The sequence below is a fragment of the Colwellia meonggei genome (assembly GCF_057537295.1).
On the sequence record NZ_BAAJLZ010000003.1, the window covers coordinates 365,210 to 384,788 of the forward strand.

Sequence of the window (19,579 nt, forward strand, 5' to 3'; positions counted from 1 at the left end):
TCATTTAAGTTATATATTTGAGTACATTAATGACAACAGTAAGTTCATTAATATCAATATTTTATTGAACTGATTTTAGTTTTCAGGGGGCGCAACTTAACTTGATAGTGATAGATCTGCAAAATATATACTGCAAAGACCTTGCATACGTATTCACCGAAGCTTGCCAAGTAAATAACATTCATTGTCGTTAGATTATAAGTAATTCAAGCTTATAATCTGGATAAATCATGCTACGAACATTAGTGCTTTGCTTTATATTTTCTATAAATACGTGTTATGCAGAAGTACAACGGTCAGGGTCTTCATCGCTCAAAGTATTGATTACCCCTCCATTAAATGAAGATACGAATTTAAATACTTACCATATAGTGGGAAACTTTAATAACTGGTCATTTGATGAGCCTCAAACATCCCTTTTAAAGTTTAAATCAGGAAAACTAGTCACTGATTTGCCGCTTAAAGGCGAACTATTATTTTTCACTGTTGTTAAGAATATGAATTGGGAGCAGCTTCCTGCGACTCTGGCTGGGAAAAGTGTATGTACATACATGTACGATCCCGAGAAAGATACGGCCCCATTAAATATTCATATAGCCAACTGGAAAAGTGGAGAAACGCACAAGAAACTTAACTCTACTGCCTCTGGTGACATCCGCTATCACCAAGATATTGATATGCCTTTACTTGATAGAAAAACAAACATTTCAGTTTATTTACCTTCGTCTTATCAAAATAATCTAACTAAGAATTATCCTGTACTTTATATGTTAGATGGTCAAAATTTATTTGATGCGAGTACGGCATATAGCGATGAATGGAAAATTGATGAAATATTAGAACAGCTAACTACAACTAAAAAATTACCTGAAATAATTGTAGTTGGTATCGACAATGGCCTTAAACGTTGGAACGAATACAATGCATGGGATTTCATTGGCGCTAATGGAAAAAAAGAAAAAGGCTTAGGAAAGGTTACAGTTTCCTTTATAAAAAATACACTTAAACCATTTATAGATACAACTTACAGAACCAAAGTAGGAACATCTTCTACGGGTTTTTCTGGTAGCTCATTAGGTGGGCTAATGTCAATTTATGTTGCAATGGAACATTCGGATACTTTCGGGTTTGTCGCTGCATTTTCTCCATCATTAGGAGTAAAAAATAGCGAGAATGAAAGTGTTATAGAAAGTGCTTTAACTTCATTCAAGTCTAAAATACCGACTAAAATATATTTAGATATGGGAAGGATGGAATACGGAAATTATGACGCTATAAATAACCTGCACAAGATGTTGTTGCAAAAAGTAACAAGTGTCGATAATGTAAAATTGATAAAAGATGATTTAGGTAGGCATTGTGAGATCGATTGGTCAAAACGTTTTCCTAATGCTTTAACTTGGTCACTAAATACCAAGACAATTCAAAAGTAATGTAACTTAGGTTAGGAAATTCTCTAATGATTGAAATTTGTAAACGTTTTGAATTAACAAACTAGTAGCATTTGAGTTATTAATCCTATATACAAGAAACAGTGAGTGTTCATTTATGTCTAGTGTCGTGTATTTTAGTGTAGAAAAATAATAAATTAACTTCCTGACTAAAGTATCTAGGGACCGTCAACTTATCTAAAGGTTTTACCGTCAGCACAGTGCAGTTTAATCCAAAAAGTTAAAAATTAATCATTCGGTTTATTTCATTGATTACTAACTCGGGTTGGTCAAAGTGCACGTAGTGACGACTTTTAACGGCCTTAATTAAGCTAGACTTTGAAGAAAGTTTTGTTAAATCGTTCTGAAGTAAATCAGCATGAGTTACGCATTTTCTAAATAGAGTGCCTTTATCACTTATGAACTCACACATTAACTCTGGGTTTCCTGCAATAATAGATAGGTGGACATCTTTGAAATTTGAAAAGTTCTTAGCGTCTTTTAACATACTTTCAGTATGTTCATATTCATCAGCCCAAGCATTAAGCGAATGATGATATAGAGCTAACTCAGGTGTATCACTTCCCTTTGTTAGTCTAGACAATCCTAAAATTGATGCTAGTTTAACTGGTAGGTTTGAGCTTTCCTCTGCTAGAAAACTTAATTCTGATGGAAGTTTTACAAAGTAATCTGGATGAGCAGCATCTAGGAAAACAACTCCTTTAATATCATCAATATTATTTTCAATGAACGGTCTTAGAGTAGCACCTGCTATTGAGTGCCCAACCAGAATATAAGGCTTAGGAGCATCAATTTTTTCTAACATGATCTCAAGATCATTTGAAATGTTAACTATATTTTTTTCTTTATTTGAAGAATCACTAAATAAATAGCCAGCTCTATCATAGGAGATTGTAGTTGAAAATTGTGATAACTTTTGTTGTAAATTGGACCATTGAACATGAGACCTTGAGTCAACACCGCTTTCAAAAATAACAGTTGGACTACCTTTACCCATCTTTAAATAGTGCAAATTGTAGCCACCTACATCAACTAATTCCCCACTCGGCACTATAGTGCTCTCATAATAGGCTCTGGATATTTGTTCATAAATTACCAATATCATTGATATTAATACTGTGACAACAACGAGTTTTCTCATTTTTTTATCTGCTAATTGGTGACTTTCCTTTTCAAGAGTACATTTGAGTGGATTAAAAATGCAACTCATCTCACTATACTGAATATAAAAAAACTCTTTATTAACTCTAACTTGACAAACTAATTAGTTTAGCTAAGTGTCTGCTATTCGCGCAACATAAGTATAACTGCCATGCAGAATAAGCCAGTGATGAACATCAACTTTAAATTCAGCAGGTACAACTTTTTGTATAGGGAGATACTTATACTGGGAGGCCAAGGATGGCATACGAGCAGTGTTAACAGTTTTTGTTCAACTTCTACCACGTTTTTACCCATAGCTAATTTAGTACGGCTAGATACGCGGTCTATGTGGATATCAGCACTATATGGGCTAGCTCTACGATAATGAAGTTAGCTGTTGATCAGACTTAATTAAATATAATCAAAGCCTTTTTTTATTATAGTAAACTATGTTTAATAAAGAGGTGCGTACGTTGTCTAGTGTGGTGCCAAATTGAAACACAAGTGAGACAGTAAATGATGAAACTTAATACCGATAGGTTGAATGCTTTTTATCAAGTTGCACTTGATAAAAGTTTTTGTAAGGCGGCAGATACGCTCTGTATTACTCAATCTGCGCTATCTCAACGTGTGCTTAAAATAGAACAGGAAGTAGGCAGTAAACTTCTGATTCGTGGTAATGATGGCATTGGTTTAACAGAGCAAGGCAAACTACTGTTCGAGTATGCCAGTGAACAACAGGCTAGAGAGCAAGATGTTTTAAACAGTATTTCAGGCCGCAGTGCTATTGCTAATGGCATTGTACGTATTGGTGCTTTTAGCTCTGTGATGCGTTCGGTGATCATGCCGTCGCTTATTCCTCTGATAAATTCACCGCACCAACTAAAAGCTGAGTTTTATTCTAAGGAGTTGAGAGAATTATTACCACTGCTGATGTCTGGAGAGGTTGATTTTATTGTGACAGACGAAGTGTTGGAAGATCCGCTCATTGAATCTATTATTCTTGGTGCTGAAACATTAGTACATATTCGCAATAAAACACTTTGGCATCAAGTTACGCCCCCCTGTTTTCTGGATCATGACGTGCATGATATGACAACTTTTAATTTTTTCTCGGCGCAAGAACGTTCGGATTTTGAATTTGATCGTAACTTTTATGATGATGTTTATGGCATTTTGGACGGAGTAAGATTAGGGTTTGGTGAAGCGATTATTTCCAAGCATATAATAAAAGAAGATGACTGTTTAGAAGTGGTTCCACATGAGCAGCAGTTCCAAAGCCCAGTTGTACTTTGTTATGTTAAAAATAGATACCTTTCTACTTTGCAAAAACAAATTATTGAACATTTGAAGAAAAATGTTCCGACCTATTTATAAAAACTACTCCGTTTAAAATTTTTTCAACAAAAAATATTAATTGAAAGCTCCTATTTTATTGTTTTTATAGCTTTAAAGTTTAATTAATACCCAGATTAAAATTATTAATTTTACTGCTGATATGTTCATCGATACGCTGTTCGACAATGGATGCATTAAATCAAATGTGAAGTACCAGTGTTGTTAATTACGAGTGTATTGAATGATTTTAAAAATGGAGTCGATAAAATGAAAAAGCTTGTTATTTCTCTTTACGGAATTTTTTCGTATCTCATAGGTTTATCTGGACTTACCGCCTTTATCCTTTTCATGGGAGGTTGGAACTTTCTACCTATTCACATTAACTCTAACGCTGCAACGGGTAGTGCGACGCAGGCCGTTATGATTAATATGTTAATTTTAACGCTATTTGCCTTGCACCATAGTATTGCGGCAAGAGCCTCGTTTAAAGAAAAGTTAACTCGGTATATTCCCGCAGAATTAGAACGTAGTACTTATGTGCTTGTCTCAGGCATTTTTATGTACATTTTGTGCTTTTATTGGCAACCAGTAGGCGGTGTAGTTTGGAATATAGACAATGTAGTTATCACAATTTTACTCAAAATTGTTCATATTGTCGGTTGGCTTGCCATGGTTGCAGCTACCTTTGAAATTGACCATTTTCATCTGATGGGCTTAAAGCAAAGCTTAACCACGGATGTTGCAGAAGGAAAAACATTAAAAGAGAGTTTTTTATACAGCATAGTTAGGCATCCCATTCAAACAGGTGTATTAATGGGCGTTTGGTCAACGGCTTACATGAGTATGACCCAGTTCATATTGTCGATTGGTTTAACTTTCTATATCGTTGTTGGCTTGTATTTCGAAGAAAAATCGCTTATCTCGCATTTTGGTGATACCTACCTTGATTATAAGAAAAGAGTACCGGCTGTGATCCCGTTTTGGCCAACTCATTAAGATAATTAATTAGTCAGTAAATGTTGATAAATGGAGTCATAGGCGTGATAAAGCTTAATCTAAAAGCAATGTATAGAGTGGTCACTTTGTGTTGTTTAATGGTGATTAGTTCTCATTCCTATGCCGCATTAATTTTTCAGCTCGATAATGCTGTTATTCCGGAAATTAATTTGCTCGGTTTAGATCCCACAGGAGTGCATTTATATTTTGAGCCCGATAAGCTAGATATTGGTGATTCATACGATTTGTTAATTGATGCTATGCCAGGAGGAAGTGAGCTTGCTTCAGCATTGAATGTTAATTTTAATCTAAGTGAATTGACAGCATATTTTAATGATGGTGGTGAAGGAGCTAGCTTTTATGGTGTTGCGCAGCGCCCTGATGACCAGATAGATATGCCTGAACTTACATCGTTATTGCTTTTATTATTAGCGCTAGGATTTATTTGGTCCTCGGTCATAGTTAATACTTATCACAATGCTTGAAAGATATTTTTAGCCGAATGGTAAAAGTAGTATGGTACTTAAGTGGGTTATCTGACACAAAAACGTTACTCTGTTTTATCCTTAAATTCACACAAGTCTTCAATAATACAGGCACCACAGCGTGGCTTGCGGGCAACACAGGTATAGCGACCATGAAGGATCAGCCAGTGATGAACATCCACTTTAAATTCGGCTGGAACCACTTTAAGAAGCTTTTGTTCAACTTCTACCACGTTTTTACCCATAGCAAACTTGGTGCGGTTTGATACGCGGTCGATGTGAGTGTCCACAGCTATTGTCGGCCAGCCAAATGCAGTGTTAAGCACTACGTTGGCCGTTTTCCTGCCAACACCTGGCAATGCTTCTAATGCTTCTCTACTTTCAGGGACTTCACCGCCATGTAAGTCAACCAACATTTGGCAGGTCTTTATAGTGTTTACGGCTTTGGTGTTAAATAAGCCAATGGTTTTTATATAAGACTTTAAACCGTCTAAGCCCAAATCTAAAATGGCTTGTGGGGTATTAGCAACAGGATAAAGTTTATCAGTTGCTTTATTGACACCCACATCTGTTGCTTGCGCTGATAATAAAACCGCTATTAATAACTCAAAAGGGCTGGAAAAGTTCAGCTCTGTTGTCGGGGTAGGATTATTGTCCCGAAGTCGGGTTAATATTTCTAATCTCTTTTCTTTATTCATCTGATTTTACTGACTTATGGTTATTATTATGTATTAAAACCGAATGTATACGAGTGCCTGAATATTATAGTGTTAACTTTCAAAGTTAACACGAACACGCTCAATGGCTTGTTCTAATTTTTTAGGTTTCGCTTGTGCTATTTTATTATCAATGGCATTTTTACCCGCAATTAAAAAGCCCATTGCGATGAAAGCACCCGGAGGTAATATGGCCAACAAAAATTGGCTATCGAGTTGATACACTTCCAATTTTAAGTCAGTTGCCCAAGCACCTAATAGTAAATTAGCGCCATCAAATAAAGTACCTTGGCCAAGAATTTCTCTTATACCACCTAGCACCACCAACACTGCTAAGAAGCCAAGCCCCATCATTAGACCGTCAAAACTAGCTTGTTTGACTGGGTTTTTAGAAGCATAAGCTTCTGCGCGCCCAATAATGGCACAGTTCGTTACAATCAAGGGCAAGAAAATACCTAACGACTGATATAAATCGTAAGTATATGCGTTCATTAGAAGCTGCACACAAGTAACAAAGGCGGCGATGATCAAAACAAAAATAGGGATACGAATTTCTTTTGGCACCCATTGGCGAATAGCAGAAACTGTCGCGTTAGAACAAATTAATACGAATAAGGTGGCAATACCTAAACCTAATGCGTTAACAACTGTTGAAGTTACGGCGAGTAGCGGGCAAAGGCCAAGCAATTGTACAAGACCAGGGTTATTTTTCCATAAGCCTTGCCTAGCAAGTTCTTTGTATTCAGCATTCATTTTCATTATTTAGTCTCACAGTTACTTGCTGTGGTAAATATTACTTCTTTATTATTAGAAAAGTAATCTAGCGTTTTCTTCACTGTTCTCACGACTGCACGTGGTGTAATAGTTGCGCCGGTAAATTGATCAAACATGCCACCGTCTTTAACGACACCCCAACGGCTATCATTTTCTTCCAGCACTTTTTTACCAGAAAACTTAGTGATCCAGTCACTTTTTTTCAATTCAATTTTATCACCTAAGCCTGGAGTTTCTTTGTGTGATAAAGTACGGACGCCGCTAACACTGCCGTCATTATTAATGGCAATAAGTAGTTCAATATTCCCGTTATAACCATCAGGAGCTACGGTTTTTATTGCTGCGGCAATTGGCGCATTATTCATTCTTGCGCGGTATATAACATCAACGGTGAGATCGCTACGAGGATCGGCAGGTGCAATAATGCAATCGCGAAACATTTCGTTATCATGATTGTTTTCGTCAATGGTTTCATTTAACTGTCTAATAAGTTGCTGCTGTGCTTGTAGCTCAATTCTGTCTTTCGTTAATAAGTGTACTAAGCCAACACTTGCCGTACAGGCAATAGCGAAAAGTGTTAGTACTTTCGCGTTTTTACTAATGGCAGGAGCTAATGCTGACATTATTTCTTTACTCCAACGTTGTGGCCATAGGTGCGAGGGCGGGTATACTGATCTATTAACGGTGCCGCCATATTACATAGTAATACTGCAAAAGCGACAGCATCGGGATAACCACCAAACTTTCTGATCACATATACAAGTAAACCAGCAAGAGCACCAAAAATAAGGCGTCCTTTAACACTTGTAGCTCCAGATACTGGGTCGGTTAAGATAAAAAATGCCCCAAGCATGGTTGCGCCAGTAAACCAATGAAACATGGTTGATGCGCTGCTATCTGGGCTAATAATAAAGGCGATAAAACTACAAATAAATAAGCTTGATAAGAAACTCAATGGTGTTGTCCAATGAATGGCTTTTTTCGCTAATAAAAACAAACCGCCTAATAAGAAGCCTGCATTCATCCACTCCCAACCAATACCAAAGTGCTCACCTATAACCGGTGATTGCATACTTTCAACTACAGTTAGTCCTAAAGTGATATTCGTTTTTACGGTATCAAGCGGTGTTGCCATGGTAACACCATCAACTTGACTACGTACTTGTTCCACAGAATACCCTTCGGTGGTAAACCCTGAGAAAATTAATTGTAAGGTGTCGCTAAATTGTAAATCAATCGCTAATAATGGTAATGGTGGTTGCCATTGTGTCATTTGTACTGGAAAAGAAATAAGTAGCATCACATAGGCGGCCATTGCCGGGTTAAATGGGTTATGACCTAGCCCGCCATATAACTGTTTAACTACGATAATCGCAAATAAGCTGCCAATAATGGTGATCCACCATGGGGCGAGGGCTGGTAAACTGATACCAAGTAATACTGCAGTTAATATGGCACTACCATCAAATAATTGTGGACGTATTTTTTTCTCTCTAATTGACAAAATGGCAAATTCAGCCACTAAAGCCGTAACAACGGCCATAGAAATATGAATTAAATTTCCCCAGCCGAAAAAATACCACTGAGCAAATATACCTGGAATTGTTGCGTAAATAACCAGTCGCATCAGGCTCGATGTTTCACTTTGTTGATGGTTATGTGGTGAACTTGCTATCCAAAATGCCATGGTTATCAATTACTCTGAAGTTTGTGATTTATTTGTTTGGGCAGCAAGCTTTTTCGCTTTTGCCTTCGCAACTGCTGCTGCTATACGAGCTTTTTTGTCATCGTTAGCTGTTGCTGTTGTTGTCGGTTCTGCTGTTTGCTCGCTTGATGATGCAGCAAGCTTTTTCGCTTTTGCCTTTGCTACTGCCGCCGCTATTTTAGCTTTTTTGCTACTTTCAGCATTTGGCTTTTCTGCTTCTTTTTCTACTAGCGCTGGTTTTTCTATTTCGACTTTTACTGCATGACTATTGTCAGTTGTAGCCTCTATATCCGAGTCAACCGTTACATCATCATTTTTTTCTGCTGTAGTATCTGATGTGCTTTTTGCATCACGCTTTGCTTTTGCCTTGGCTTTAGCCTTTGCAACTGCGCTGGCAACCTTAGCTTTTTTGTCGATTGCATCATCGCTGCTTTTTTCTGATGATGGCGTAGAATGGCCTAAGTCTTTACTGTTACTATTGCTGTCAGACTTTTCAACTTCAGTAGTACTCGTTTTTTCAGTAACACTTATTTCTTCAGTTATATTCTGAGCAGCACCTTCTTTTTGTTTTTTCTTGGCTTTAGCTTTTGCAATCGCTGCTGCAACTTTTGCTTTTTTATCGTTCACCGTTGGTGTTGGTTCTTGACTAACAGTGTCGTCGGCTTGCACTGGTTTTGTAGTATCTGTCGAGGCTTCTTTAGCTTGTTTAGCGAGCTTTTTCGCCTTAGCACGCGCAATCGCATTAGCAACCTGACTTTTTTGGTCACTAACTTGCTCGCTATTGGTAACACTTTGCGATGGAGCATCATCTTGCTTATTAACTTGTGCTTTTTTCGCTTTAACACGCGCAAGTGCAGCAGCAACCGCCGATTTTTCTGTTTTCGCTTCTGTAGTACCAGAATTCATTCTGGCCTTTCGTGCCTCAGCAGCTTTTTTGTGCTTTTCTGCACGGGCAATTTTTTCCCGTTCAAGACGTTCTTTACGCGCTTCAAATCGAACCTTTGCTTTTTCAGCTTTGATATCAAGTAATTTTTGCTGGCGTATTTCCGCTTTTGCAACACGATAATAATGTACTAAAGGAATTTGACTTGGACAAACATAAGCACACGCGCCGCATTCAATACAATCAAATAGATTTAGTTTAGTCAGTTGTTGCTGATCTTTTGCTTTTGCACTCCATTGTAACTCTTGTGGTAGTAACTGTGCAGGGCAAACATCGGCACATTGTCCACAGCGAATACATTCAACTTCTTTGCTGCCGGTAGAATATGGAGAAGCTATCTCAGCCTCACTAGGCGCTAAAATACAATTCGTTGATTTAATAACGGGTATTTGATCATTGGAAAGGCTAAAGCCCATCATAGGGCCACCCATAATAAGGTGTTTATGCTGTTGATTATCGTAGCCGCAATTATCCGTGAGAAAACCTACTGGCGTACCTATTAACGCCCAAGTGTTTTGCGGCTTTTCTAATGCTTGACCACTTATTGTCACAACACGCTTTATCAACGGCGTATCGTTTATCACAGCATCAGCAATTGCAAAGCAAGTGGCGATATTTTGCATAACAATGCCCAGTGTGCTTGGTAGCACACCGCTTGGTACTTCTTGGTCGGTTAATATTTTAATCAGTTGTTTTTCACCGCCACTTGGGTACTTAGTTGGAATGACACAGACGTGAATATGGTCAATATCAGCAGTGGCTTTTTGTAATGTTGCGATGGCTTTAGGTTTGTTGTCTTCAATACCAATTAAAATGTTTTTTGGTGCCAGTAAATGATCAAGTATTTTAATGCCATCGATTACCGTTGGACTGTGTTCTTGAATTAAAAGATCGTCGGCGGTGATATAAGGCTCACATTCAGCCGCATTTATAATTAAATAATTGATTTTAGCTAAGGTGCCAACCTTAACTTGCGTCGGAAAACCAGCACCACCCATACCGGCAATACCTGCATTGGCTATTTTTTCTAAAATTTGCTCTTTGCTTAGTAATTGATAGTCAGGACAAATAGTGCGCTCGCACCAAGTATCGTCACCGTCAGGCTTAAGCATAATACAGGTTTCACTTAAACCTGAAGGGTGCGGAATGACTGATGGTTTGATAGCGATTATGGTACCACTTGTTGGTGCGTGAACGGGCAATTGCATCGGGCTATCGCTAGTGCTTAACGCTTGACCTTTCAGGACCTTATCGCCAACAGTAACCACAATGTTACCGGGCTGGCCGATATGCTGGCGTACAGGAATAGTTAGCTGCGTTGGAATACGCGCGCTTGCGATTGGTTTAGTAGAAGTAAGAAACTTTTGCTCAGGTGGATGAATTCCGCCATGAAATTGAGAAAAGTGACCTTTTTTAATACGCTCTATTAGTGATTCCACCCGAACCTCATTAATCTATTTGTACGACAGGAATCGATGTTAAATCCCACTGCCAATTTTGTGTGGTTGTCGCGACGGGGATCATTTCTATACAATCAACGGGGCAAGGAGCAACACATAAGTCACAGCCTGTACATTCGTCGGCAATAATGGTGTGCATTTGCTTAGTGGTACCGATAATGGCATCAACAGGGCAGGCTTGAATACACTTAGTACAACCAATACAATCTTCTTCGATGATAAACGCAACTTTTGGCGTAGTATCAGTTTCGTGGTTTTCATCAAGCGGCTGTACTTCAACCCCCATTAAGTCGGCTATTTTCTTGATGGTATCTTCACCACCAGGAGCACATTTATTAATGGCTTCACCGTTAGCGACCGCATCTGCGTATGGTTTACATCCAGGGTAACCGCATTGGCCACATTGAGTTTGCGGTAATAAAGCGTCGAGTTGCTCGGCAAGTGGGTCACCTTCAACTTTAAATCGGACCGAAGCAAAGCCAAGCAGGGCACCAAATAATGCTGCAATTACGCCAACGACTAAAATAGCAATAATTGTTTCCATTAAAATTTCACCAAACCTGTAAAGCCCATGAAAGCTAATGACATTAAACCTGCGGTAATCATGGCTATTGCTGAACCTTTGAACGGCGATGGAATATCGGCATTGGCCAATTTTTCACGCATAGCAGAGAACATAATAAGTACTAATGAGAAACCAACCGCAGCGCCAAAACCATAAATGATAGATTCAAAGAAGTTATGCTGTTCATTAACGTTTAACAGAGCAACACCTAAAACGGCACAGTTGGTGGTTATTAAGGGTAAAAAGATACCTAACAGGCGATAAAGATTAGCGCTAGTTTTGTGTACCACCATTTCCGTAAACTGCACTACAACGGCAATAACTAAGATAAAGGTTATCGTGGTTAGGTATTCTAAACCTAGCGGCGCAAGAATATAGGTATTAACGATATAACTTAATAACGACGCGATAGTCATCACAAAGGTAGTGGCGAACGACATGCCAATGGCAGTTTCAGTCTTTGACGACACGCCCATAAATGGGCATAAGCCGAGAAACTTAACCAGAACAAAGTTATTTACTAATACTGTGCCAACTAACAGCAGTAGGTAATCAGTCATTATAAATATATTTTACAGTAAAAATTCAGGCTATTATCCGTGTTTATCAATGAATAAACAACATATGAAGCGTAAGGTTATTACATTTTTATTGCGCTAGAATTATTCGAGATTGAAAAATGTACATAAAATGAATGTTTACTTGAGTTGAAGCAGAAGTGTTGAGGTTGTGTAGTGAGCATTTTCGGCCAAAACGTTGTGTTTGGCCGATTTAATAAAGACAAATTAAAGCGCAGATAGATTTTTAGGTTTGCCGATATAAAAACCTTGGCAGCCATCAATAAAGAGTTTTTCCAACATAAACTTCTCCTCTTGGCTTTCAACACTTTCCGCTAAAACACTAATGCTCAATCTGTGGGCTAAATCGACCATTAAGCGCAGAAAATATTGATTGTTCTTATCTTCGTCAATATCACGGGTGTAAGTGCTGTCCATTTTGATAAAGTCTGGTTTTAAGTCTCTAAAAAATTTAAATGAGGTTAAACCAACACCAAAACGTTCTACTGTTATGCGAGCGCCAACGCGATGTATCATATCAATAAAGTTTTTACTGGTTTTGATATTTTGCTGTAGGCCATATTCAGTGATTTCAAATACTAATTTTGATGCAATTGCAGAATCACGTAAAAGACGACGCTCTAACCAAATTAAAAAATGGCCATCGTTAATTGAACGCGCACTAACGTTAATACCAAAAAAGTGGTCTTGCATGTTCTTATCGGTAATTTCTTTAATGGCCGCTTCGATAATCATGCGGTCAACGGCAACAATTTTATCTAGTTTCTCAGCCATAGCGAAAAAAGACGCTGTTGGTAAAATATCATCACTGCTATTTAAAAAACGAGCTAGTACTTCACCGTATACACGATTATTTGGGCTACTTGGTTTAATGGGCTGAACTAATAAGTTAATACGTTGATTTTCAATAACGCTATCAATTTCTTGTCGCCAGTTTTGATTGCCGTAACTTGCACTACTATTTTCTAAAATACTATTATCAGTTTGAGCAAACCATGCGTTAACTTGCTGTGTTTGCGCAACACTAATACCGGTATCGGCAAGAGCAAGTAGTTCACCTAAAGGCTTATCATCATCAAAATACACTAAGCCAGTATAGCCGACAGAGTCTAGATCAGATGCTTGTTGATATTCGTTAAACTTGCCTGTTAAGTCGTTAGCAAAGTTTTCAGCGCTTTTTAAAGTGACATTTGGAATAAGGGTTGCAAAGTCTGAGCTGTTTAGTCGGAAAACTTGTGCACCTTTATAGCGGCTAATGGCATGTTTCATTATTTCGGCAACATCACGAATATAGGTATCGCCTTCGTGATAGCCGTGAATTTGGTTAATGGTTTGCAATTCAGAGCAACGGGTAATTGAAAGTACACCAAAATCAGAGCGACTGTCGGCATTTTCAAAAAACTGAATAAAGCGATTGCGGTTTTCTAATTTTGTTACCGGTTCAATATAAGCATCTTGCTCTAATAGGGTGGTTGCAGAAATTTTATCGGCAATTAAGTTTTTTATCTCAGTTAAGTGTTGTTGAATTTCAGGTAAGTCAATTTCATCATCTTGATTTTTATCGACAGCCTCATTGCCCGTAATAATATTGGCGAGATCACCTTTAATTTGTTGGTTAATCTTCCCCGCCAAACGTCTATAGCGTTTAATGCTAAATGAGGCCGCAATAACGATAAATAGAATTGATAAAACAAATACTGCTAAAACAATATTGAGTAGCAAAGAAAAATTATTGGTGACAGATAATTGATATCGAACATTTAAGCCACTTTTGTTTAATTTTACTTGGCTAATAGGGGATAAAATAAAATCAGCCAATGGTGCACTGTTTTTTTGTTGATTAACGAGAATAGCCCCATCATTATTACCGATATTGATAAAGTGATAGGTATTTGCTGTTGAAATAAGTTGCGCTAAATCACTATTGTTTATGACATCATTTTCGCTATCAAAGGCATGTAAAACTTGTTGGTATTGGTGCTGGTTTTCACTGGTCTGCATTGCTAATAAAACTGCACTTGCAATACCAACCACGGCGCTAAAACCTAAGGCAAAAAGAAAATTTCTTAACAGTAACTGTGTATACGTATACATAACATTCCAAAGTGCCGAAGCATGGCGTAAAAGTTGAACTACTTAATGGTTGTTGAGTTAAAATATGTAATATTTTTTTATCATTCGCACTAATTTACTAACTATCTGATTATGCCGCAATAATTATTATAGTAATGTTATGTAAATTTATATTTTACTTTTTAAATAATTCAACGATTAGCGCTGTTGTTTTATCTAAATGGCAAGGAAAATTAACTTGCTATGGCTACAACAACGCTATATAATTTGCCACGCTTGAATATAGCAATATTTCACTGAGTAGATAATTTAACCAATTAGGCGTAAATATCTAAAATATTGTTGTAAAAAGCCAAGTTTTCTTGGCTTACATCGTGGGTTCAGTGAAATAAGCCCCGCGTAATGGGGCTTTTTTGTATCTTAAGAACATTAAAAAGGTGCAATATCAGCAAGTATATCGCTGGGCTTTATGCCCTTTTTTTGTTTCTGAACTCTTCCAATTTGGAGAAAATTGATTGGCTAAATTTGAACACAAATTAACTGATATGTTACGTCCTGCCGTTGAAGAAACGGGTAAGGAATTACTTGGCGTTGAATTTATCAGCGCAGGTAATCATTCAGTATTAAGAATATTTATCGACCATGAAAATGGCATAGATGTTGATGACTGTGCAGAAGTAAGTCATCAAGTAGGGGCTATTCTCGATGTAGAAGACCCAATTAGTAGTGAATACAACTTAGAAGTTTCATCGCCAGGACTTGATCGTCCTCTTTTTGATAAAGCGCATTTTGCAGCTGTTATTGATGAAACAATAGAAGTAAAAATTTCAATGCCATTGAATGGCCGTCGTAAATTTAAAGGCAAGTTAGTTGCTATTGAAAACGACAGCTTAATTGTAGTGGTAGATAACGAAGAGTATGAGCTCGTTATCAGTAACATAGACAAGGCACACCTTGTTTATAACCATAGTAAATAAATTTAAAATAATGAGAAAGGCTAACTAGCATGAGTAAGGAAATATTACTGGTCGTAGATGCTGTTTCTAATGAAAAGGCATTACCGCGAGAGAGCATTTTTGAAGCAATGGAAACCGCTTTAGAAACAGCGACAAAAAAGAAATACGAAGGCGAAATTTTAGTTCGTGTATGTATTGACCGTGCAAGTGGTGAATTTGATACTTTCCGTCGTTGGTTAATCGTTGATGAAAACGAAACACCAATGGAAAATCCATATGCTGAAATTAGTTTAGCAGCTGCACAATATGATGATCCTGAATTAAACGTTGGTGATTTTGTTGAAGAGCAAATTGAGTCAGTTAAATTTGACCGCGTAACAACACAAACAGCGAAGCAAGTTATTGTTCAAAAAATTCGTGAAGCTGAACGTGGTTTAATTGTTGATGCATACCAAGAGCAAGTCGGCGAAATTATTACTGGTGTGGTTAAGAAAGCTAGTCGTGATAGCGTCATTTTAGACTTAGGTAACAATGCTGAAGCAATTGTTTACCGTGATGATATGTTACCGCGTGAAAGCTTCCGTCCGGGCGATCGTATTCGTGGTTTACTTTATGAAATTAAACCTGAAGCACGTGGTGCACAGTTATTTGTTAGTCGTACTAAGCCTGACATGTTAATTGAATTATTCCGTGTTGAAGTGCCAGAAATTGGCGAAGAGATGCTTGAGATCAAAGGAGCTGCTCGTGATCCTGGCTCTCGTGCGAAAATTTCGGTAAAAAGTAACGACAAACGCATTGACCCAGTTGGTGCTTGTGTTGGTATGCGTGGTTCACGTGTACAAGCAGTTTCAGGTGAACTTGGTGGCGAACGTGTTGATATCGTTTTATACGATGACAATCCAGCACAATATGTTATTAACGCAATGGCGCCAGCTGAAGTTGCTTCTATCATCGTTGATGAAGATAAAAACACCATGGATATTGCTGTTGAAGAAGGCAACTTAGCTATGGCTATTGGCCGCAGTGGTCAAAACGTACGTTTAGCTAGCCAGTTAACAGGCTGGGAACTTAACGTAATGACTGTTGCTGACATGAATGAAAAGCACCAAGCTGAAAACGATAAAGTATTAACATTATTTACCGAGAAATTAGATCTCGATGAAGATTTTGCATTAATGCTAGTTGAAGAAGGTTTTACTTCATTAGAAGAAATCGCTTACGTACCTGTTGCGGAAATGCTTGATATTGATGGCATGGACGAAGAGATTGTTGAAGAGTTACGTGATCGTGCAAAAGCGGCAATTACAACGCAAGCACTAGCAAGCGAAGAAACACTTGAAGGTGCTGAGCCAGCAGAAGACTTATTAGCCCTTGAAGGCTTAGAGCGTCACTTAGCATTTGTATTAGCGAGTCGTGGTATTACAACATTAGAAGATCTTGCCGAGCAAGGCGTTGATGAAATATCAGACATTGAAGAATTAGATGAAACCAAAGCGGGCGAGCTAATTATGGCTGCACGTAATATTTGTTGGTTTAACGAAGAATAACTCACCGGGAGAATTATATAGATGGCAAACGTAACGGTAGAAGAACTTGCCAAAGAAATCGGTACACCGGTGGATCGCTTAGTGAGCCAATTGGCTGATTCAGGCGTGAAAAAATCGGCAACTGATTCTGTTTCGCAAGAAGAGAAAGAAACCCTGCTTGAACATTTGAAAAAGCAACACGGTGATGATTCAACAGCTAGCCCAAGCAAAATGACGCTTAGCCGTAAGAAAAAATCAACCTTAGTGCTAGGTCATGGTAGTAAAGCAAAATCAGTGCAAGTTGAAGTTCGTAAAAAACGTACTTATGTAAAACGAAGTGATTTAGAAGAGCAACAACAAGCAGAAGCTGAAGCAAAAGCAGCTGAAGAAGCGCGCATTCAAGCTGAAGCAGATGCAAAAGCGAAAGCTGAAGCCGATGCGAAAGAAGCTGAGAATGCTCGAGCTGCAGCCGCTGCTAAAGCAGAAGCAGAAGCTGAAGCCGCTGCTAAAGCAAAAGCGGAAGCTGAAGCAAAAGCCAAGCAAGCAGCAGTTGCTAAAGCGAAAAGCATTGAAGAGTCAGCAACTAAACCTGCGCCAGCTCCTGCTGAAACAGAAGAAGCTAAGAAATTACGTTTACAACAAGAAGCTGAATTAGCTGCTAAAGCTGAAGAAGAAGCACGTTTATCAGCTGAAAAAGCGCGTAAACTAGCTGAAGAAAATGAAGCACGTTGGAAAGAACAAGAAGCTGAACGTAAAGCAAAAGAAAAAGAAGTTGTTCACTTAACTTCTTCTAAGTATGCACAAGAAGCTGAAGATAAAAGCGATTCTGCTGATGAAGGTGGACGCCGTCGTCGTAAGAAGAAACCTGCGGGTCAAGATAGAAACCGAGGTGGCAGAAACGGCAAAGGTAAAGGTAAATTAAGTTTATCGGCACCACAAAGCTTAAAACATGGTTTCCAAAAGCCTGTTGAAGCTAAAATGTCAGAAGTTCGCATTGGTGAAACAATTTCTGTTGCTGAATTGGCAAATAAAATGTCAGTTAAAGGTGCTGAAGTTGTTAAAGTAATGTTTAAGATGGGCGCAATGGCGACTATCAACCAAGTTATTGACCAAGAAACAGCTGCATTAGTTGCTGAAGAAATGGGTCGTGAAGTGGTGTTAGTAAAAGAAAATGCTTTAGAAGAAGCAGTACTTTCTGACCGTGGTGATGCAGGTGACGCAATTACTCGTGCGCCAGTAGTGACTATTATGGGTCATGTTGACCATGGTAAAACATCTTTACTTGACCACATTCGCGAAGCAAAAGTAGCCGATGGTGAAGCTGGTGGTATTACCCAGCATATTGGTGCTTATCATGTTGAAACGGGTCATGGCATGATCACTTTCCTTGATACTCCAGGTCACGCGGCGTTCACTGCCATGCGTTCACGTGGTGCGAAAGCAACCGATATCGTTATTATCGTTGTTGCAGCAGATGATGGTGTTATGCCACAAACAATTGAAGCGATTCAACATGCGAAAGCATCAGAAGCGCCAATTATTATTGCTGTTAACAAGATGGATAAAGAAACGGCTGACCCAGATCGTGTTAAAACTGAGTTGTCTCAACATGACGTCATCCCAGAAGATTGGGGTGGTGATGTTCAATTCTGTCACGTTTCAGCTAAAACTGGCTTAGGTATTGACGAACTACTTGACTCAATTTTATTACAATCGGAAGTTTTAGAACTAACAGCTGTTGTTGATAAAATGGCTAACGGTGTTGTGGTTGAGTCTAAATTGGATAAAGGTCGTGGCCCTGTGGCAACGGTACTAGTTCAAGAAGGTACTTTAAACCAAGGTGATATCGTTCTTTGTGGTTTAGAATACGGCCGTGTTCGTGCGATGCGTGATGAAAATGGTCGTGCAATTAAGTCAGCAGGCCCTTCAATTCCAGTTGAAATTCTAGGCCTAAGTGGCGTACCACAGTCAGGTGATGAAGCAACGGTTGTTAAAGATGAGAAGAAAGCACGTGAAGTTGCTTTATATCGTCAAGGTAAATTCCGTGATGTGAAACTTGCTCGTCAGCAAAAATCAAAACTTGAAAACATGTTCTCTAACATGGCTGAAGGTGATATTTCTGAAGTAAATGTTGTACTTAAGTCAGATGTTCAAGGTTCACTAGAAGCAATTTCAGACTCACTTGTTAAACTTTCAACTGATGAAGTTAAAGTTAAGATTATTGGCTCAGGTGTTGGTGGTATTACAGAAACTGATGCAACACTTGCTGCTGCGTCAAATGCGATTGTTGTTGGTTTCAACGTTCGTGCTGATGCCGCTGCACGTAAAGTAATTGAATCAGAGAAAATTGATTTACGTTACTACAGCGTTATCTACGCCTTAATTGACGAAGTGAAACAAGCAATGAGCGGTATGCTTGCGCCAGAATTCAAACAAGAAATTATTGGTTTGGCACAAGTTCGTGACGTATTTAAGTCGCCGAAAATTGGTGCGATTGCTGGTTGTATGGTTACAGAAGGTATCATTAAGCGTTCAGCTCCAATTCGTGTACTACGTGAAAACGTTGTAATTTACGAAGGTGAACTAGAATCTTTACGTCGCTTTAAAGATGACGTACAAGAAGTTCGTAACGGTACTGAGTGTGGTATCGGTGTTAAGAACTACAACGATGTACGCGTTGGTGACCAAATTGAAGTGTTTGAGACGGTAGAAGTTAAACGCTCACTGTAACTTTATATTTTTGCTAGAAACTTTGATAACGGCATTGGAAGTACTCATTGACATGCGTCAACTGCGTGCTTCCTCTTTGTTCTAAAAGTCACTAGCTTCAATTTAAAGCGACAGAAATTAGAAAATATTTAGAAATGGAG

The 19,579-nt window shown here is 38.4% G+C and carries 16 protein-coding genes and 1 pseudogene; 7 read left to right on the forward strand and 10 right to left on the reverse strand.

Annotated elements, in window-relative coordinates; genetic code table 11:
* Window positions 1-230 precede the first annotated feature (230 nt).
* A complete protein-coding gene (locus AC27E9_RS10100; RefSeq protein ID WP_487129754.1) occupies window positions 231-1,433 on the forward strand; it encodes an alpha/beta hydrolase in 1,203 nt (400 codons plus the stop codon).
* A gap of 238 nt (window positions 1,434-1,671) precedes the next feature.
* On the opposite strand, the gene AC27E9_RS10105 is transcribed toward AC27E9_RS10100, so the two are convergent.
* Together AC27E9_RS10105 and AC27E9_RS10110 are read right to left on the reverse strand one after the other, a co-directional pair.
* Window positions 1,672-2,592 carry an alpha/beta fold hydrolase gene (locus AC27E9_RS10105; RefSeq protein ID WP_487129756.1) on the reverse strand — a complete coding sequence of 307 codons (921 nt, stop codon included), beginning with the start codon at window positions 2,590-2,592 and terminating at the stop codon, window positions 1,672-1,674.
* A gap of 132 nt (window positions 2,593-2,724) precedes the next feature.
* Window positions 2,725-2,957: pseudogene (locus AC27E9_RS10110) on the reverse strand (hypothetical protein); the annotation flags it as partial.
* 153 nt (window positions 2,958-3,110) lie between these two features.
* On the opposite strand from AC27E9_RS10110, the gene AC27E9_RS10115 reads away from it, so the two are divergent.
* From AC27E9_RS10115 to AC27E9_RS10125, 3 genes are all read left to right on the forward strand, one after another.
* Window positions 3,111-3,971 carry a LysR family transcriptional regulator gene (locus AC27E9_RS10115; RefSeq protein ID WP_487129758.1) on the forward strand — a complete coding sequence of 287 codons (861 nt, stop codon included), beginning with the start codon at window positions 3,111-3,113 and terminating at the stop codon, window positions 3,969-3,971.
* A 228-nt stretch (window positions 3,972-4,199) separates the two neighbouring features.
* Window positions 4,200-4,928, forward strand: a complete 729-nt coding sequence (locus AC27E9_RS10120; RefSeq protein WP_487129760.1) for a methyltransferase family protein — start codon at window positions 4,200-4,202, stop codon at window positions 4,926-4,928.
* Between the two features lie 44 nt (window positions 4,929-4,972).
* On the forward strand, window positions 4,973-5,413 hold the full coding sequence (locus AC27E9_RS10125) for a hypothetical protein (RefSeq protein WP_487129762.1): 441 nt from the start codon (window positions 4,973-4,975) through the stop codon (window positions 5,411-5,413).
* A 65-nt stretch (window positions 5,414-5,478) separates the two neighbouring features.
* Here AC27E9_RS10125 and nth read toward each other — a convergent pair whose 3' ends face one another.
* From nth to AC27E9_RS10165, 8 genes are all read right to left on the reverse strand, one after another.
* Window positions 5,479-6,111: an endonuclease III gene (gene nth, locus AC27E9_RS10130; protein ID WP_487129764.1), complete on the reverse strand. Its 633-nt coding sequence runs from the start codon at window positions 6,109-6,111 to the stop codon at window positions 5,479-5,481.
* 72 nt (window positions 6,112-6,183) lie between these two features.
* Entirely contained in the window at window positions 6,184-6,882 is a 699-nt protein-coding gene (locus AC27E9_RS10135; RefSeq protein ID WP_487130064.1) for an electron transport complex subunit E, read from the reverse strand.
* Window positions 6,883-6,887: 5 nt separating this feature from the next.
* A complete protein-coding gene (gene rsxG / locus AC27E9_RS10140; protein ID WP_487129766.1) occupies window positions 6,888-7,526 on the reverse strand; it encodes an electron transport complex subunit RsxG in 639 nt (212 codons plus the stop codon).
* Complete coding sequence (rsxD, locus tag AC27E9_RS10145) at window positions 7,526-8,590, reverse strand: electron transport complex subunit RsxD (protein ID WP_487129767.1); 1,065 nt, start codon at window positions 8,588-8,590, stop codon at window positions 7,526-7,528. Before rsxD ends, rsxG begins: the two co-directional genes overlap by 1 nt.
* A gap of 9 nt (window positions 8,591-8,599) precedes the next feature.
* Window positions 8,600-10,990: an electron transport complex subunit RsxC gene (gene rsxC / locus AC27E9_RS10150; RefSeq protein WP_487129769.1), complete on the reverse strand. Its 2,391-nt coding sequence runs from the start codon at window positions 10,988-10,990 to the stop codon at window positions 8,600-8,602.
* Between the two features lie 10 nt (window positions 10,991-11,000).
* Window positions 11,001-11,555, reverse strand: coding sequence for an electron transport complex subunit RsxB (gene rsxB / locus AC27E9_RS10155; RefSeq protein ID WP_487129771.1), 555 nt, complete (start codon window positions 11,553-11,555; stop codon window positions 11,001-11,003).
* A complete protein-coding gene (gene rsxA / locus AC27E9_RS10160; RefSeq protein ID WP_487129773.1) occupies window positions 11,555-12,136 on the reverse strand; it encodes an electron transport complex subunit RsxA in 582 nt (193 codons plus the stop codon). Before rsxA ends, rsxB begins: the two co-directional genes overlap by 1 nt.
* Before the next feature lie 225 nt (window positions 12,137-12,361).
* Window positions 12,362-14,248, reverse strand: coding sequence for an EAL domain-containing protein (locus AC27E9_RS10165; RefSeq protein ID WP_487129775.1), 1,887 nt, complete (start codon window positions 14,246-14,248; stop codon window positions 12,362-12,364).
* Window positions 14,249-14,742: 494 nt separating this feature from the next.
* On the opposite strand from AC27E9_RS10165, the gene rimP reads away from it, so the two are divergent.
* From rimP to infB, 3 genes are read left to right on the forward strand one after another with little or no spacing between them, the layout of a single operon-like run.
* The gene (gene rimP / locus AC27E9_RS10170; RefSeq protein ID WP_487129777.1) at window positions 14,743-15,204 is read left to right on the forward strand and encodes a ribosome maturation factor RimP; all 462 of its coding nucleotides are present in this window, start codon (window positions 14,743-14,745) and stop codon (window positions 15,202-15,204) included.
* A gap of 29 nt (window positions 15,205-15,233) precedes the next feature.
* On the forward strand, window positions 15,234-16,730 hold the full coding sequence (gene nusA / locus AC27E9_RS10175; RefSeq protein ID WP_487129779.1) for a transcription termination factor NusA: 1,497 nt from the start codon (window positions 15,234-15,236) through the stop codon (window positions 16,728-16,730).
* Between the two features lie 21 nt (window positions 16,731-16,751).
* Entirely contained in the window at window positions 16,752-19,439 is a 2,688-nt protein-coding gene (gene infB, locus AC27E9_RS10180; RefSeq protein ID WP_487129781.1) for a translation initiation factor IF-2, read from the forward strand.
* Window positions 19,440-19,579 lie beyond the last annotated feature (140 nt).